A 15,733-nucleotide genomic window follows, 5' to 3' on the forward strand; every position below is an offset into this window, starting at 1 on the left:
CGGCCAGATGCAGGCAACTTGGGGGGCTTGCCTACTTCTTCGGGAGGAAGTCCTTGCAGTTCTGCTTGGTGACAAGCGGCGCATCGAGATAAACAGTCTTCGACGGAATGACCTTTGCAGCGTCTTCCTTCCTGACCACAATGCTCTCGATCCATTCGCCGGTCTGCGCGCCCATCTTTTCGAATGGCTGCGAGACCGTTGCGATCATCAGGCTGTCAGGCTTGCAGACTTCTTCGATCGCCTGCGGATGGCCGTCGATGCCGATGACTTTGACATTCTTCAATCCGGCAGCGTTCAGCGCGTTTATGGCGGCCTGTGCAGGCTCATCCCAAGGCGCCCAGACGGCATTAATGTCTTCACCAAAGCGCGATGCATAGTCCTGCATGGTCTTGGTCGTATCTTCGAAGAAAGCCGTGTAATCGATATTGTGTTCGGCGATGACCTTCACTTCCGGATATTCCTTCAGCACGGTTTCCATCACATCGCCGCGCTTGCGCGTGCCGTGGTGCTCTGCCATGCGCAGGAAGATCAGATTGCCCATGCCGCCCATTTCATTGAGCAAATATGGCGACACATCAGCCGACATCGCCCAGTTATTGGTAGTGACATCGACCACAACGCCGTCAACCTGACCGCTATCGATGGCGAAAACCGGAATTTTGGCCGCAACAGCGGAATCGATAGCAGCACGCGAGGCACGCAGATCCGACATGCTGACGATAATTGCGTCTACACCACGCGAGGCAGCATCCTGAATGTTCGACGCCGTGCGTTCGCCCGAGCCGCCGCTATCCAGAACGCTGATGCTCCAATCCTTGTTGGTTTCCTTAAGCCAGGCATCAAAGCCAGTTTTTGCACGCTGCTCGGACTGCGCCGCAGCGTTGGAATGCACCCAGGCCACATTGGTAGCAGACGCGCTTGCCGTGCCCATGAGCATGGCCAGAGCTGCGACAGCCATGGTTTTCCTAAAAAGTTCCGAACCCATTTTTTCCTCCCGAAGGCCATGTGGTTGGCTCCACAACTGGCTTTGAATTACTGTTTCCCGGCACACATGCAGTTCAGTTCGAGCTGGCGCCTGTTACGGATGGTCCCATCGCCCTCCGCACTCCTCCACACCCGATGCACTGGCGAATGTCGGTCTCTGCTCCTCCAGAAACGCCATTCAGCTGCCTGTGCTTCAGGTTCCATTCCGATTGACCTGCCCGCTCTTTCGCGCTCTTGTCCCCCGGAACGATTGGTATTAAGCGTCGTCAAATTACAAATGTCAAATAGAAATACATTTGTAATTTAACATGCAGGAATTGAACGAGGGACAAATGAGCGAATCCGAAGATAGCCTCATGGTGCGCGTGGCGTGGCTCTATTACGTTGGAGGATTCAACCAGGAGGCGACCGCATCCCGACTGGGCCTGACCCGGGCCCGCGTGAACAAGATATTGGGTGAGGCCCGCGAAAGCGGCCTTGTCAGCATTTCCATCGACCATCAGAACGCAGGCACATTGCCCGTGGAAAACGAGCTGATGCGCCGCCATGGATTGGATTTTTGTATTTCAACACCGCCATTTGGCTTTCATGCCGATGAAGATACGGCATCCGAAATCCGCAAGCAGGTTTCATTCCGGGCCGTCGGTGTTGCCGCTGCCACCTATCTGAAAAGCTTTCTGGCCGACAATGAGGAAGCGATCATCGGCACCGGCTGGGGCCGAACCATCGAACAGATGACATTGCAACTTGCAGGTGTACGCGCCCCACAGGCGCGCTTCATCTCCGTCATGGGATCGCTGACCGCGAACTCCGCCTATAATCCATTTGAAGTTGTGCACATGCTGGCGCGGCGCACGGGCGGGCAAGGCTTTTTCCTGCCAGTTCCGTTCATTGCTGATTCCGCAGAAGATCGAAAAGTCCTCATCTCGCAACGTTCTGTGGCGCGTGCGCTGGAGATTGCCCGCACAGCCTCCGTCTGCTTCATTAGCGCTGGCGAGTTGACGGAGGACTCACTGCTGCGCCGCCAGAACATGCTCAGCAAATCCGAACTGGAAAGCCTGCGTGCCGCCGGTGCAATTGGTGACACCAATGGCATTTTCTACGACAAGGACGGGCAGCAGGTCGAGCACGAGATGAATCAGCGCACCATCGCTCTCAGCTTTGCCGAACTGAAGAAGGTTCAAGTCGTGCTGCTCATCGCCGGGCAGGAGAAAGCGCTTGCGGCCAAAGCACTTCTGAAAAGTGGCATCGTCAACGGCCTCATTATCGATGGTGATGCCGCTGTAGCACTGAACCAGCTATTATAATTAGCTAGACTAAACTCCAGCGCAGCAACTTTATCTATAACGTTTTTTGATGCCTCCATAAGCCACGGAGGAGGCGGTGGTTACGAGCCTTCTGCCGATTGCGACGATAACGGCTTGTGGGATAGCCGCGTTTGTTGATTCTTTGTGTGGCAGATTTCAGAACACAGATTGATATGCACTGGGCACGCAGCCCGGTGCACAAACAGGCTCAATACCCGCCGCCCTTCGCCGCAAACTTAAGGTTAATTGGTATTATTTTGCTGCCCACAGCAACGGGGCGCCTGACTCAGCTTGACCGCATAAAGCGACAAGCGGACAGTCACCTGATATCCAGCCAAGAAACCAACTGTCGTTAAAGCATTCGCTACGCCTTGAAAAGGTATGAACCGCTGCCCCCGTAATGGGCGATCCGCTGATAGTTAAATAAGAACAAGATGCTCTTCCGCACACAAGGCGGAAGAGGCTCTATGTCTTGCCACCTGATATAGTTGGCGCCAAGGCCATTGTTCTCGTCATTACTGAAAGCAGCATGACCAGGAGATCAATCCCTCTTAAGGACTGAATTAAATCCGTACCTTGGTGCCCGATTGCGCAACACGGCTACTACGTCTGCGAATACCTTGTTTCTCACCTCTGAATAAGACTGCTTGGAATAATGTGCAGCATGTGGAGAAAGAAGGAGGTTTTCCACGCTCAGAAGCGGGTTGTCCATCCCTACCGGTTCCTGAACCAGCGTATCAATGCCGGCGCCAGACAGGTGTGCCGATTGGAGTGCGTCAGCCAACGCTCCTTCATCCACAAGGCCGCCGCGGGAAACGTTGACTAGGATCGCACCCTTCTTCATTCGTGCAAGCACGTCTCGTGAGATGATATTCTGTGTTTCAGGCGTGGCGGGAACATGAAGCGAAACAATATCGGATTGAGTTATCACTTCCTCGAACGTGGCTGCTTCCACACCGGTCGCAGCAATGCGGTCCGCAGCCATATAGGGATCGTAAGCGATGATCTTATACCCGAATGCTGAGGCCTTGCGTGCCGTCATACGACCGATTTGACCAAAACCGATCAAACCGAGCGTTTGATGCGATGGCCGAATAATCCCCTCGCCGTCAACCATAGCTTGCCATCGGCCTTCACGCACTGCAGTGTCGTAGCGCTTCAGCCGACGAGCTAGAGCCAACATCATTGCCACGGCGTGAGTGCTGACCTCGTCCAGATTGGAGTCTGGCACATAAGTGACCTGCACTCCTGCCCGTGTACAGGCCTCGACATCAATGGAATCGAGTCCTACACCAAAACGACCGATGACTTTGAGTTTTGGTAGCGCCTTCAAAACACGCTCAGTCACCGGTTCCCGCAAGATCATCAACGCATCTGCGTCGTAGCATTCCTCAATCAGCTCCTCTTCATTGAGAAGTGTCTTTTCTATGAAGGCCGCATCGAGCTCTGCAAGATAGGCATGTTGTTCCGGCTCAACGGCGAGAACGCCATCACACTTGACGATCTTCATGCAGATTTCCTTTCCGTTTCAGTGAGCGCGGCTCGCGCTTGCGATATGCCTCCAGCCATTGCAGCGCCGAGAAACATCGTATCGCTTGCGAGCAGATAGAACGAGATTCCTTTCCCGTACCAAGCGGCTATGTCGCTTGTATCCGGGCGGAAAATGCCTACGGCTTTGTTCGTAGAAATTGCTGTTCTTGTGATCTTTTCAATCGCAGCAACAAGCTTTTCGCGACCATTCGGTCCCATCGCATCGATGGAAACGGACAGGTCTCCGGGGCCTATGAAAATCACATCGACACCATCAACTTCTGAGATCTCTTCGATATTGGCCAGACCTTCAGCCGTTTCGACCTGGATCGCCAAAGCGATGGCATCGTTTGCTGCGGTTAGATAGTCTGGAATACGATAGCCATAGGCCGCGGCGCGACCAGGTCCAACCCCTCGAGCGCCGATCGGCGGATAGCGCGTTGCCTGAACTGCGGCCCGTGCTTGGTGAGCCGTTGATACGCGCGGCACAAGAACACCTTGCGCACCGGCATCAAGCACAGCCGCAATCGCTTCCGGTGCATGACCCGGTACCCGGACCATAGCCGGCACAGCGTGAACATCGCAAGCCCGGATCAGATCCTCAATACGCTCACGACTGATCTGCGAATGTTCCCAGTCTATGCAGACGAAATCAAGCCCGGTGGCAGCCGTCACTTCGACCGCGACAGGATGGGGGATAGCGGAAAACGTTCCCATCAGCGGTGAGCGTGCCTTGCAGCGAGCACGAAAACTTTCCATGAATCCATTCCTTTTAAAAGCGTTAGAAGACTGAAATTTCTTTCCTTCCACGCAGTTTTAGCGGGCAGCAACAATTAGCGCCTCACGCCGCCGTGCAAGCCGGATGTTCACGAAACTCATGAGCCCTCCCGACAGAAGAAAAGCAGCCGCGACGAAAAGCGCATATTCATAATTACCGGTCGTATCGCGAATGATCCCGAACAGGTAGGGACCGGTGAATCCGCCGAGATTTCCAAGTGAGTTCGCCAGTGCGATCGCGGCCGCCGCCGCAGCGCCTGATACAGCAGGCCGCGGCAGCGCCCAATAGGCACTCCCGCCGGCATAAATGCCCGCCGCAACACAACAGAACGCGAACATCGAAATCAGCGGATTTGTCGTCAGAGCACCTATCACAAACCCCAATGCCCCAAGAGCACAGGGGATGAGCACGTAAAACAGGCGATCATCCGTATATTTCGTGTACCGGCTCCAGAAATAGATAGCGAGCGCGGCTGCTATATAGGGGACAGCCACCACCCAGCCCACCATCGAAGTCTGAACACCCAGTTCGCGAACGATTTGCGGAAGCCACATGTTAAGCGCATAGCCAGTTGTCAGGATAAGGAAATACTGGAACGCGAGCGCAAGTGTAGGCAAATCCATTAATGCAGACAGTGGCGAGGCATGCTTTGCAGCAGAATTGCCTTCCGCCTGCAACTGCGCGCGCAGTACGCTTTTCTGGCTATTGTTAAGAAACTTTGCGTCTTCAACGCGATCAGGTAACCTCAGAAAGACAACAATACCGAGGATGATGGCAGGTATACCCTCGATGACAAACATCCAGCGCCAGTCGAAGGCCTCGATCAACGCTGTTGACAGCGGTGCACCAACAGCATTCGCAATAGGCCCGAACGCGAAAAAGATCGCAGTTGCCCTGCCAATCTCACGTTTCGTGTACCACTGGTTCATATAATAGACGACACCGGGAACAAAACCGGCCTCGGCAAGACCCAGAAGGAAACGGACCGCATAGAAGGAATATGGGCCTTGTACCAAAGCCATGCACATGGAAAGAAGGCCCCATGTGACCATGATACGCGCTATCCATCGGCGCGCGCCGACCTTCTGCAAAATGAGATTGCTAGGAATCTCGAATGCAAAGTAGCCAAGAAAGAAGATACCTGCGCCAAAACCATAAGCTGCAGCCGAAAGGCCTATGTCAGCGTTCATTGTTAGAGACGCGAATCCAACATTCACGCGGTCCAGAATAGATACGAAAAAGCTAATCCCGAGCAGCGGCATTATGTTGCGTGTCACTTGTCGAGCGGTATGTTCATCCATAATTTCCCCTCCATGGGAATCAATTTCCCTCTAAGTTCCCGATATGAAAGTGTCGACACTTTTTATTTTATTGTCGACACATATAGAAAAGATGGAGCCATGTCTAATAATTTTACGCCTTCAGACGAGCAAAACGATCCGCAAGGACGTACCGGCGACATGGTGCAAATCTTAGCCACCAGTCTGCGAGGAAAAATTCTAAGTGGGGAATTGCCAGCAGGACAAAGGGTACGCGAATCGAGCATAGCATCAGACCTCAACGTCAGCCGCGCAACGCTGCGTGAGGCCCTGAGGCTAATCGAGAGGGGTGGATTGATCGAGAAATCACCCAACCGTTCCTATATCGTTGTTAGATTCAATGAACGAGATATTTTCGAACTGGCCACCTTGCGTACGGCTCTTGAAGTCATGGGAGCCCGTTTAGCGCTTCAAAGAAGTTATACATCTTCCGCTTTAGCGGCGGCCATACCTGCTATCGCATCGGCTGCCGAGAACCGAGATCTCAAGTCGCTGGCAGCGGCCGACCGTCGCTTTCATGAGATATTGATCGAATGCGCTGATCACAGGCGTCTTCTGGAATCGTATCATGCATTACAGGATCAGATTGAACTGGCCATGCTGAATGTCCAGAAACATGAACTGAATATTGCGGGAATAGCAGACCGGCACGCGCGGTTAGTTGCACTTGCCACAAACCCGGACAAATTTGTTGAAGAACTCTATCGACACATCCGTGAGGGCATGGGCGTTAGCGATATATCGGTATTGATTTGATTCACACGGTATCATTTCGTACAAATCTTGGGGGTGGTGAACTGATTGCCAGTCAGTGTCTGGATGTTGTGAACGTTCCAATCTCAGCCGTTGGCCATATGTAGGGTTATTCTACTTCACATGTTCGGGTCTGCGTTCGAATTTGAGAGCGTCTCTTCAAATATTATAATTTTGAGCATAAACGAAAATTTCCTGTCACCAACGGCGCTCAAACATTAGTATATCCCCAGATATGCTTTTCGAACATTTTCATTACCGAGGAGTTCTTCACTCGCTCCCGAAAGATGTATCTGCCCATTTACTATCACATAAGCACGTTGGGACAATTTTAGTGCGTGATTGGCATTCTGTTCGACCAGAAAAATAGTCTTGCCCATCGCGGCAATCTCTCCCAGCACCTCGAAGACGCGCTTCACGACCAGCGGCGCCAGCCCCAGCGAAGGCTCATCGAACAGGATCAGCTCGGGCCGCGCCATCATGGCGCGCGCAATGGCCAACATCTGCTGCTCACCGCCAGACATGGTGCCCGCAACCTGATTGCGACGCTCTTTGAGGCGGGGAAACAATTCAAACATGGTTGCGCGGTCGGCGTCGAAATGCTCCATACCGACAGGCGTGGTGCCCATCATCATGTTTTCCTCGACCGACATTTCCTGATAGATCTGCCGTCCTTCCGGCACCAGCGCCACGCCCCGTCTTGAAATACGGTTTGTCGCCAGACGCGAAATATCCTCACCCCGATGGACGATCTTGCCTTTCGATGCGCGCGGCGAGCCGAAGATCGTCGAAAGCAGCGTGGTCTTGCCTGCGCCGTTCGCGCCAATCAGGCTGACAATCTCGCCCTTGGAAATATGCACATTGACCGAGCGCAGCGCTTCCACCGCACCATAATGCGCGTGCACATCCACCAGCTCAAGAAGCTTGTCGGTTGCGCCCTGCCCGTTTGGTTCTGCCACCTGGCTCACGATTGCACCTCTTCTTCGCTGACACCGAGATAGGCCGCTATCACTGCGGGATCGTTGGCCACCTGTTCAGGCGTTCCATCGGCAATGACCTCGCCGTGATCCAGCACGACAATGTGGTTCGATATGCGCATCACCAGCCCCATATCGTGCTCGATCACCAGCACGGTCAGTTCCTGCTCAGCGCAAAGCCGCTGGATAATCTGGGAAAGCTCATGTGTTTCGGATGGGTTCAGCCCCGCCGCCGGTTCGTCAAGGCATATGAGTTGCGGCCCGGTACACATGGCGCGGGCTATCTCCAGTCGTCGCTGCCGACCATAGGGAAGTTCGCCAGCCAGCCGGTTGGCGTCTTCAAGCAGGTTCATCTGGCCGAGCCAGTAATACGCGCAGTCCACCGCCTCGGTTTCCGCCTTGCGGAAGGCCGAGGTCTTGAAGATGCCGCTCAAAAGCCCGTTGCGGGTGGCAAGATGCTGGGCAACCAGCAGGTTTTCCACCACCGACATTTCCTTGAACAGCCGGATGTTCTGGAATGTGCGGGCGATGCCCGCCCGCGTCACCTGATGGGAGCCGCCGGTGATCGGCTTGTCCATGTAAGCGCCGATGTCGCGCGGGCCTTCCGGACCGTTGAGCACAATGCGTCCTTCGCTCGCGCGATAAAAGCCGGTGATGCAGTTGAACATCGTCGTCTTGCCAGCGCCGTTGGGACCGATCAGCGCGGTAATGCCGCCTTTCGCCACCGAGAAATTGACGCCGCGATTGGCGACGATGCCGCCAAACCGCATGGTGACATTTTGAACTTCGAGAATTGGCGCGTTCATCGGCTGGCCTCCATGGTCAATTGATCCCGCTTGGAGGAAAGCCCCGCCGATACCACCGCTTCCGACGACGGGAAGAATGCCGGGCGCGTGACCCGTACCAGTCCGCGCGGCTTCCAGATCATCATGACGACCATCAGCACGCCGAAAATGAAGACGCGATATTCCGCGAAGTCGCGCAGCAGTTCCGGCAGGATAGTCAGGACCAGCGCGGCCAGAATGACACCGACAGTCGAGCCGAGACCACCTAGCACCACGATGGCGAGGATGAGCGCGGATTCGAAGAAGGTGAAGGAGGTCGGGTTCACGAAGCCCTGATGTGCCGCGAAGAACACGCCTGCAATCCCGCCTGTCGATGCGCCAAGCATGAAGGCGGAAAGCTTGATGAAGACGTGATTGACGCCAAGCGACCGACAGGCAATCTCATCCTCGCGCAGTGCTTCCCACATGCGCCCCAGCGGCATGACGCGCAGGCGCTCCACCGTGTAGATCACCCCGCACACGACGAGGAACAGCACGAAATACAGGAACCAGAACTTGTAATCGGAATTATAGGCGATGCCGAAGAAGTCGTGGAACGGCGTGCCTCCCTGCTTTGCGGTCCGGCTGAACTCCAACCCGAAGAGCGTGGGGGCGGGCGCGGGGGCGCCGTTCGGTCCTCCGGTGAAGTCCAGCCAATTGTTGAGCACAAGGCGGATGATCTCGCCGAAACCCAGTGTCACGATGGCGAGGTAATCGCCATGCATCTTGAGCACCGGAAAGCCGAGGATCATGCCGCAAAGGCCCGCGAGAAACGGCGCGATGACCAGCGCGCTCCAGAAGCCCAGACCCAGATATTGCGAGCCGAGCGCCAGAAGATAAGCCCCCACCGCATAGAAGGCCACGAAGCCGAGATCGAGCAGGCCAGCCAGCCCGACGACGATGTTCAGGCCCAGACCCAGGAGGCAGTAGATCAGCGCCAGAACGGCGATGCCGAGGAAATATTTGTCGGCTACGAAAGGCAGCATCAACCCTGCCAGAAAAATCACCGCCAGCAGCGGGGCTGCTGATTTTTCCTTGCCGGTCCTGACCGTGACGCCGCCGCTATTTCTGGACAAAAGGGCTTTCAGCCTTGCGCCAAAGGGGCTCATGCCGATCAGCGAAAATATCAGCCGTCCGGCTGTGACGATGGCGGCAAGCGTAACGGCCCGCATCAGCTCATTGCGGAAGGAGAAGCCGTCCAGCACGAGACCAGAAATCGGCCCAAGCAGGATCAGCGAAATGGTGAAAGTCAGCAGCGCTTCCTTGAAAAGCGCGAGAAGACGGTCGTTCAGCATGGTTTCCGGCCTTCCCTCAGACTTTCTGGATTTCCGGACGACCGAGCAGGCCGTAAGGACGGAAGAACAGAAGAACAATCAGCAAGGCAAAGGCGAAGACGTCTTTGTAATCCGTGCTGACATAGCCGGCGAACAGCGCTTCGGTGAGGCCGAGCAATATGCCGCCGAGCACTGCGCCCGGCAGAGAGCCGATGCCGCCAAGCACTGCTGCCGTAAAGGCCTTGATGCCCATCACGAAGCCGATGAAGAAATTGAACGACCCATAGTTGAAGGTCACCAGCACGCCGCCGACGGCGGCTGTTGCTGCACCGATCACGAAGACCGTAGAGATGGTGCGGTCGGTATTGACGCCGAGGATTGCAGAAATACGGATATTCTGCTGTGTCGCGCGGCACTCACGGCCAATGCGCGTATAGCCGATCACATAGGTCAGAATGCCCATGGCGATCAAAGAGGCCAGTAGGATCACGGTCTGCATATAGGTGATCTGGGCGAAGTGCTGTTCGGTGCCGAACCGGAAAGCGCCCTGGATCAGCGTCGGCACACCCTGATCGCGCGCGCCTTGCGAAATCTGAACATAGCTTTGCAGCATCAGCGATATGCCGATCGCAGAAATCAGCGGTGCCAGTTTGGTGGAGCCGCGCAACGGCCTGTAGGCCACGCGCTCGATCACCCACCCATAGACCGCCGTGATGGCGCAGGTGATGATCAGGATCGAGATAAGCGCGAAAGGAACCGACTGAACGCCGAAGAAGCCCAGCACTGCAAGCGTGATCGCGGCAATATAGGCCGACACCATATAGACGTCGCCATGAGCGAAATTGATCATGCGGATGACCCCGTAGACCATCGTGTAGCCGACAGCGATCAGTCCGTAGATGGCGCCCAGCGTGATCCCATTGATCAGTTGCTGGGCCAAAATATAGAAGTCCATGGCAACCCCTTTTGCATTCAGAGCGACATGCGATCTGAACTCTTGGTCCGACGCATCCAGCCGCACAGCGTGACGTGCTGCGGATGCGGTTCAGGCAAGGAGGAACCAGCCAGACCGCAGGGTCTGGCTGGAGCTGGTAGAGCCTTAATTGACGAGAACTGGGGTTCCCTTGTCGTCGAAATTATAGAAGACGAACTTGAAGTCCTTGATGTCGCCCTTCTCGTCCCAAGTGATCTTGCCAATGGCGGAATCAACCGTGTTGTTACGCAGCCAGTTGGTCTGGACCTTGATGTCGTTACCCGCCTTCAACGCAGCCACGATGGCCTGCGCATTGGCGTAGCCATAGAGCGTGTAGTTGGCTGGCGTGATATTCGCCTTCTTCAGCGCATCCTGAACGCCCTTGGTCGACGGATCGGCCAGCGGGTCCGGCGTTGCCGAATAATAGACATTCTTGAGATTGCCCGCGCCGCCAGCTGCCGCAATCAGCTCGGTCTGCGCGAAGGAATCGCCGCTCACTACAACCACATCCAGACCCTGTTCCTTGATCTGGCGGATCAGCGGGCCGCCTTCCGGAATAAGACCGCCAAAATAAACGGCCGTTGCGCCAGAGCTCTTGATCTTGGTCACCAGTGCATTGAAGTCGCGCTCACCGCGCGTCAGGCCTTCATACAGAACCGGCTTGATGCCGCGTGCTTCGATGGTCTTCTTGACTGCATCGACCAGGCCCTGACCATAGGTGTCCTTGTCATGGATCAGCGCGATCTTGTCCCGCTTCAACGTGTCGAGAATGAACGCACCGGCGACGACTGCCTGCTGATCGTCGCGTCCGCAACCGCGAAACACCGTTTCCAAACCACGCTCGGTCACGGTTGGATTGGTGGATGCAGGCGCCATCTCCAGAATGCCTGCATCATTGTAGATCTCGGAAGCAGGGATGGTGCTCGACGAGCAGAAGTGGCCGATCACCGCCTGAACCTTGTCCTGATCGACAAAACGGTTGGCAACGGCAATCGCCTGCTTCGGTTCGCAGGCATCGTCGCCCTTCACCAGCTCGATCTGCTTGCCATTGATGCCGCCGCTGGCGTTCACATCGTTCACATAAGCGGAAACACCGCTGTAAACCTGTTCACCGAATGTAGCGTTGGGGCCTGTCATCGGGCCTGCAACACCGATCTTGATCGTGTCGGCAGCAAAGGCCTGCGACAGCAGGAGACCGGACGCGATGGCCGATCCGGCGAGAAGTCTTGCGATGGATTTCATGGAGTTTCCCTCTGGTTTTAACCGTTGTTCTTATCGAAGCGATTTCTGTTCCGATGGAAGTGTTCGAACCGCTCCAATTCTTTGCTTGCAGGCATTTTCTGGGCAAAATCGCTCTATATTCTCACTGGAAACGTTAGGGCCGCTCTCGGCCTTCGCCATTTCCACGCGAGTGGTCTCATCGCACCAATCATATGATTTTGCTTGCGTATTACCTCCACCAAACAAAAATCGGCCAGCTGAACCGCCGTTTTTGCGGCTTGTTTTCATGTTGACACATATATGATAAGTGACGTATTTAAAGATCGTCAAGTGGAATTACGAATGAGCGCGGCCCAACACCATCAAGACGCATCAATTCCAGACCCCGACGGCCCGATCTTCCACCCGCCTCCATACGACCCAGCACAAAGAAGCGCCGTGATCGGCGACACGCCAGGAACCACAGGCCAGGGAGCCCAGACATGAACATGATCGCGTTCGAAAACCGGCGCGCGGCGACCATCAAATCCTCACCGTCGATGGCAGTTTCGATGGCGGCCAAGGCCATGCGGGCCAGAGGCGAAAACGTCCTCGACCTGTCGCTCGGCGAGCCGGATTTTGATACGCCGTCGCATATTGTCGAGGCGGCTATCGGCGCGATGCGCACCGGCATCACGCGCTATACCGCGCCTGACGGCCTGCCGGAGTTGCGCCAGGCCATTGTCGATAAGTTCAGGCGCGAGAACGGTCTCGACTATGCGCTGGACGAAATCTCGATCGGCAATGGCGCAAAACAGATCCTGTTCAACGCCTTTCTCGGCACCTTGGAGCCGGGCGACGAAGTGATCGTTCCGGCCCCTTACTGGGTGTCCTATACCGATCTGGTGATCCTGCATGGCGGCCTACCGAAAGTGATCGCCTGCGGTGTGGAAGACGATTTCAAGATCACGCCGGAGCGGCTGGAAGCGGCAATCACCCCAAAGACCCGCTGGTTTCTGTTCAACTCGCCTTCCAATCCAACCGGCGCGATCTATACGGCGGACGAATTGAAGGCGCTGGGTGAAGTGCTGGCACGCCATCCGCGCGTCGCGATCATGTCGGATGAAATCTACGAACACATCGTCTGTGACGACACACCCTTCACGTCATTCGCCATTGCATGCCCCAATCTGCGCGACCGCACATTGATCATCAACGGCGTTTCCAAGGCCTATGCCATGACCGGATGGCGTCTTGGCTATGCGGCGGGTCCGAAGGAACTGACCAAGGTGCTCAACAAGCTTCAGTCGCAGAGCACCACCTGCCCCTCCTCCATCACGCAGGTTGCGGCAGCGGCCGCCCTCAACGGCCCGCAGGATTTCGTGCGGAAGGCGGTTGCGGAATACAAGGCGCGTGGCGAACTGGTGACAAAGGGCTTTGGCGCCATTGCGGGGCTTGAAGTGCGCGCGCCGGAAGGTGCATTCTATCTCTTCCCGAAATGCGCTGCCTATATCGGTAAAGTGACGCCGGAAGGCACTCTGATTGAGAATGATACAATGCTCGCTTCCTATCTTCTGACCGAAGGCAAGGTCGCCACTGTGCCCGGCGCGGCTTTCGGCGTTGAGCCTTACATCCGCCTCTCATTCGCGACCTCCCGGGATAACCTGACCGCAGCCATCGAGCGCACGTCCGATGCTCTCGCAAAACTTCGCTAATTAGGACCTCTTCATGACCCACTTTCAAAGAACGCTGTTGACCGGTGCTGCCGGTCGCCTCGGATCGGAGCTGCGCAAATCGGGAACGCGGCTGGGCCAGATCGTGCGCTTGTCGGCGCTGGAACCGTGTCAGGATCTCGCGCCGCATGAAGAGGACTTCCCCGCCGATCTCGCGGATTTTGACGCGGTTTCGCGCGCTGTCGAAGGCTGCGACGCCATCATACATATGGGCGGGCAGTCGGTGGAAGCGCCCTGGAAGACCATCCTCGATTCCAACATTTCCGGCGGCTACAATATTTACGAGGCAGCCCGCCGCCACGGCGTGAAGCGCATCGTCTTTGCAAGCTCGGTTCATGCCATCGGCTATTACGAGCGGACGGATACCATTGACGGCACTGTTCAGACGCGACCCGACAGCCTTTATGGCGTCTCCAAAACCTTCGTGGAAAATCTGGCCCGCTATTACTTCGACAAGTTCGGCATCGAAACCGTCTGCATTCGCATCGGCTCCTCCTTTCCGGAACCGACCGACCGTCGCCATCTGATCACCTGGCTGTCCTTCGAAGACTGCCGCCAGCTGGTCGAGAAGTGCCTGTCGGCGCCGCGTGTTGGCTTCATGGTCGCCTATGGCATGTCGAACAACAGCGAATCCTTCTGGGACAATCGCACAGCCGCCGTGCTCGGCTACAAACCCATGGACAGCGCCGACGATTATCGCGATGCGGTTTTCGCCAAGACGCCGCAAGGCGATCCCAACGATCCGGCAGTCCGGTTTCAGGGTGGCAGCTTCTGCGCCGCCGGTCATTTCGAAGACGAAAATAAGTAGGCTTACAATGCAGGCTTCCAAGACTTCCTATGATGTCGTCATTGTCGGCGGCGCGGTTGTGGGCAGCGCGACCGCCTATTTTCTGGCGACCAACCCCGATTTCAACGGCACCATACTGGTGATCGAAAAGGACTGGACCTATCAGCGCTCGGCAACGGCGCTGTCATCCAGCTCCATCCGCCATCAGTTTTCCAACGCCATCAATGTGCAGGTCTCGCGCTTCGGCACGGAATTCATCCGCAATTTCCGCGGAAACGTGGCCGTCGATGACGACACGCCGGAAATCGGCTTTCACGAAGCGGGCTATCTGTTCCTTGCCGCCGATGACCGCGGCGATCAGGTTCTGCGGCGCAATCATGAAACGCAGGTTTCCTGCGGCGCGGAAGTTTCGCTGCTGGATGTGGATGGCCTTGGCCAGCGCTTTCCTTGGCTCAATCTTGAGGGACTGACGCTTGGCAGCACCGGCGAACGCGGCGAAGGCTGGTTCGACAGTTCCGCCCTCATGCAGGGTTTTCGCAAGAAAGCGCGCGCGCTTGGCGTCGAATATATCGAGGACGAGGTCGTGGCCGTCAACCGTGAGGGCGGCCGCATTGTCTCCGTGATCACCAAAAGTGGGCAGACGATTGCCTGCGGCACGATGGTCAACACGTCCGGCACCAACGGCAAGAATGTCGCCCGCATGGCCGGGTTGGACATTCCGGTCGAACCACGCCGCCGTTCGTTGTTCGTCGTCGATTGTCGCACACCGCTGGAAGGCAAGGTGGGCCTTACCATCGACCCAAGCGGCGTGTTCTTCCGGCCTGAAGGCAAGTTCTATCTGATGGGCACCTATCCCAAGCACGACCCGGAAGTCGACCCCAACGATTTCGATGTCATGCATGACGAATTCGACGAGGAAATCTGGCCGACCTTGGCCAATCGCGTTCCAGCCTTTGAGGCGATCAAAGTCGTCAACTCATGGGCTGGCCATTACGACTATTGCACGCTCGATCACAATGTCATTCTGGGACCGCATACCGAGGTGAAGAACTTCCTGTTCGCCAACGGGTTTTCCGGTCACGGATTGCAGCAGTCGCCAGCCATGGGGCGCGGCTTGAGCGAGTTGATCATCTATGGCGCGTTCAAGACACTCGACCTCTCGCCCTTCGGCTATGAGCGCGTGACGGCTAACCTTCCATTTCTGGAAGATGCCGTGATCTGACCGGCTTTCCAGACAAAATCAAAAAGCCCGAAACTGTCGCCGGTTCTGGGCTTTTCTGTTTGTTTGCGCTGC

General features: G+C 56.1%; 14 protein-coding genes. 5 read left to right on the forward strand and 9 right to left on the reverse strand.

The genetic code is table 11. From position 1 onward, the window contains the following. Positions 1 to 31: 31 nt before the first annotated feature. Positions 32 to 958, reverse strand: a complete 927-nt coding sequence (locus D8666_RS21475) for a sugar ABC transporter substrate-binding protein (protein ID WP_235859041.1) — start codon at positions 956 to 958, stop codon at positions 32 to 34. A gap of 358 nt (positions 959 to 1,316) precedes the next feature. On the opposite strand from D8666_RS21475, the gene D8666_RS21480 reads away from it, so the two are divergent. Next, entirely contained in the window at positions 1,317 to 2,291 is a 975-nt protein-coding gene (locus D8666_RS21480) for a sugar-binding transcriptional regulator (protein ID WP_121539357.1), read from the forward strand. Positions 2,292 to 2,832: 541 nt separating this feature from the next. On the opposite strand, the gene D8666_RS21485 is transcribed toward D8666_RS21480, so the two are convergent. From D8666_RS21485 to D8666_RS21495, 3 genes are read right to left on the reverse strand one after another with little or no spacing between them, the layout of a single operon-like run. Then, on the reverse strand, positions 2,833 to 3,801 hold the full coding sequence (locus D8666_RS21485; RefSeq protein WP_109365765.1) for a C-terminal binding protein: 969 nt from the start codon (positions 3,799 to 3,801) through the stop codon (positions 2,833 to 2,835). Further along, positions 3,798 to 4,580: an HpcH/HpaI aldolase family protein gene (locus D8666_RS21490; RefSeq protein ID WP_121539358.1), complete on the reverse strand. Its 783-nt coding sequence runs from the start codon at positions 4,578 to 4,580 to the stop codon at positions 3,798 to 3,800. Before D8666_RS21490 ends, D8666_RS21485 begins: the two co-directional genes overlap by 4 nt. A gap of 57 nt (positions 4,581 to 4,637) precedes the next feature. Further along, positions 4,638 to 5,900: an MFS transporter gene (locus D8666_RS21495; RefSeq protein ID WP_121539359.1), complete on the reverse strand. Its 1,263-nt coding sequence runs from the start codon at positions 5,898 to 5,900 to the stop codon at positions 4,638 to 4,640. A gap of 99 nt (positions 5,901 to 5,999) precedes the next feature. Here D8666_RS21495 and D8666_RS24050 point away from each other — a divergent pair, with 99 nt between their 5' ends. Beyond that, positions 6,000 to 6,674 (forward strand): GntR family transcriptional regulator, encoded by a 675-nt coding sequence (locus tag D8666_RS24050; protein WP_167836153.1) that lies wholly within the window; start codon positions 6,000 to 6,002, stop codon positions 6,672 to 6,674. A 215-nt stretch (positions 6,675 to 6,889) separates the two neighbouring features. Here the strand turns inward: D8666_RS24050 and D8666_RS21510 are convergent, their stop codons facing one another. The 5 genes from D8666_RS21510 to D8666_RS21530 all read right to left on the reverse strand — a co-directional run bounded on the left by D8666_RS21510 (position 6,890) and on the right by D8666_RS21530 (position 11,961). Continuing rightward, positions 6,890 to 7,639: an ABC transporter ATP-binding protein gene (locus D8666_RS21510; RefSeq protein WP_371830845.1), complete on the reverse strand. Its 750-nt coding sequence runs from the start codon at positions 7,637 to 7,639 to the stop codon at positions 6,890 to 6,892. Then, positions 7,636 to 8,454, reverse strand: a complete 819-nt coding sequence (locus D8666_RS21515) for an ABC transporter ATP-binding protein (protein ID WP_121539360.1) — start codon at positions 8,452 to 8,454, stop codon at positions 7,636 to 7,638. The genes D8666_RS21510 and D8666_RS21515 overlap by 4 nt, the downstream gene beginning before the upstream one ends. After that, positions 8,451 to 9,767 carry a high-affinity branched-chain amino acid ABC transporter permease LivM gene (gene livM / locus D8666_RS21520; protein WP_121539361.1) on the reverse strand — a complete coding sequence of 439 codons (1,317 nt, stop codon included), beginning with the start codon at positions 9,765 to 9,767 and terminating at the stop codon, positions 8,451 to 8,453. The genes D8666_RS21515 and livM overlap by 4 nt, the downstream gene beginning before the upstream one ends. Before the next feature lie 16 nt (positions 9,768 to 9,783). After that, positions 9,784 to 10,701, reverse strand: coding sequence for an ABC transporter permease subunit (locus D8666_RS21525; RefSeq protein ID WP_121539362.1), 918 nt, complete (start codon positions 10,699 to 10,701; stop codon positions 9,784 to 9,786). Positions 10,702 to 10,845: 144 nt separating this feature from the next. Next, on the reverse strand, positions 10,846 to 11,961 hold the full coding sequence (locus D8666_RS21530; RefSeq protein ID WP_121539363.1) for a branched-chain amino acid ABC transporter substrate-binding protein: 1,116 nt from the start codon (positions 11,959 to 11,961) through the stop codon (positions 10,846 to 10,848). Between the two features lie 461 nt (positions 11,962 to 12,422). Here D8666_RS21530 and D8666_RS21535 point away from each other — a divergent pair, with 461 nt between their 5' ends. Genes D8666_RS21535 through D8666_RS21545 form a run of 3 tightly spaced genes read left to right on the forward strand, consistent with a single transcriptional unit; the run spans position 12,423 to position 15,661 of the window. Continuing rightward, positions 12,423 to 13,634, forward strand: coding sequence for a pyridoxal phosphate-dependent aminotransferase (locus tag D8666_RS21535; protein ID WP_167836154.1), 1,212 nt, complete (start codon positions 12,423 to 12,425; stop codon positions 13,632 to 13,634). 13 nt (positions 13,635 to 13,647) lie between these two features. Continuing rightward, positions 13,648 to 14,460: an NAD-dependent epimerase/dehydratase family protein gene (locus D8666_RS21540; protein ID WP_121539364.1), complete on the forward strand. Its 813-nt coding sequence runs from the start codon at positions 13,648 to 13,650 to the stop codon at positions 14,458 to 14,460. A 7-nt stretch (positions 14,461 to 14,467) separates the two neighbouring features. Continuing rightward, positions 14,468 to 15,661 (forward strand): NAD(P)/FAD-dependent oxidoreductase, encoded by a 1,194-nt coding sequence (locus tag D8666_RS21545; protein ID WP_121539365.1) that lies wholly within the window; start codon positions 14,468 to 14,470, stop codon positions 15,659 to 15,661. Positions 15,662 to 15,733: the final 72 nt, after the last annotated feature.

The sequence above is a fragment of the Ochrobactrum soli genome (assembly GCF_003664555.1).
GTDB lineage: Bacteria > Pseudomonadota > Alphaproteobacteria > Rhizobiales > Rhizobiaceae > Brucella > Brucella teleogrylli.

Excerpts from the sequence above, each read along its gene's own strand:
- D8666_RS21475 (WP_235859041.1), bottom strand. The coding sequence starts at position 958 with ATGGCTGTCGCAGCTCTGGCCATGCTCATGGGCACGGCAAGCGCGTCT.
- D8666_RS21480 (WP_121539357.1), top strand. The coding sequence starts at position 1,317 with ATGAGCGAATCCGAAGATAGCCTCATGGTGCGCGTGGCGTGGCTCTAT.
- D8666_RS21485 (WP_109365765.1), bottom strand. The coding sequence starts at position 3,801 with ATGAAGATCGTCAAGTGTGATGGCGTTCTCGCCGTTGAGCCGGAACAA.
- D8666_RS21490 (WP_121539358.1), bottom strand. The coding sequence starts at position 4,580 with ATGGAAAGTTTTCGTGCTCGCTGCAAGGCACGCTCACCGCTGATGGGA.
- D8666_RS21495 (WP_121539359.1), bottom strand. The coding sequence starts at position 5,900 with ATGGATGAACATACCGCTCGACAAGTGACACGCAACATAATGCCGCTG.
- D8666_RS24050 (WP_167836153.1), top strand. The coding sequence starts at position 6,000 with ATGTCTAATAATTTTACGCCTTCAGACGAGCAAAACGATCCGCAAGGA.
- D8666_RS21515 (WP_121539360.1), bottom strand. The coding sequence starts at position 8,454 with ATGAACGCGCCAATTCTCGAAGTTCAAAATGTCACCATGCGGTTTGGC.
- livM (WP_121539361.1), bottom strand. The coding sequence starts at position 9,767 with ATGCTGAACGACCGTCTTCTCGCGCTTTTCAAGGAAGCGCTGCTGACT.
- D8666_RS21525 (WP_121539362.1), bottom strand. The coding sequence starts at position 10,701 with ATGGACTTCTATATTTTGGCCCAGCAACTGATCAATGGGATCACGCTG.
- D8666_RS21530 (WP_121539363.1), bottom strand. The coding sequence starts at position 11,961 with ATGAAATCCATCGCAAGACTTCTCGCCGGATCGGCCATCGCGTCCGGT.
- D8666_RS21535 (WP_167836154.1), top strand. The coding sequence starts at position 12,423 with ATGAACATGATCGCGTTCGAAAACCGGCGCGCGGCGACCATCAAATCC.
- D8666_RS21540 (WP_121539364.1), top strand. The coding sequence starts at position 13,648 with ATGACCCACTTTCAAAGAACGCTGTTGACCGGTGCTGCCGGTCGCCTC.
- D8666_RS21545 (WP_121539365.1), top strand. The coding sequence starts at position 14,468 with ATGCAGGCTTCCAAGACTTCCTATGATGTCGTCATTGTCGGCGGCGCG.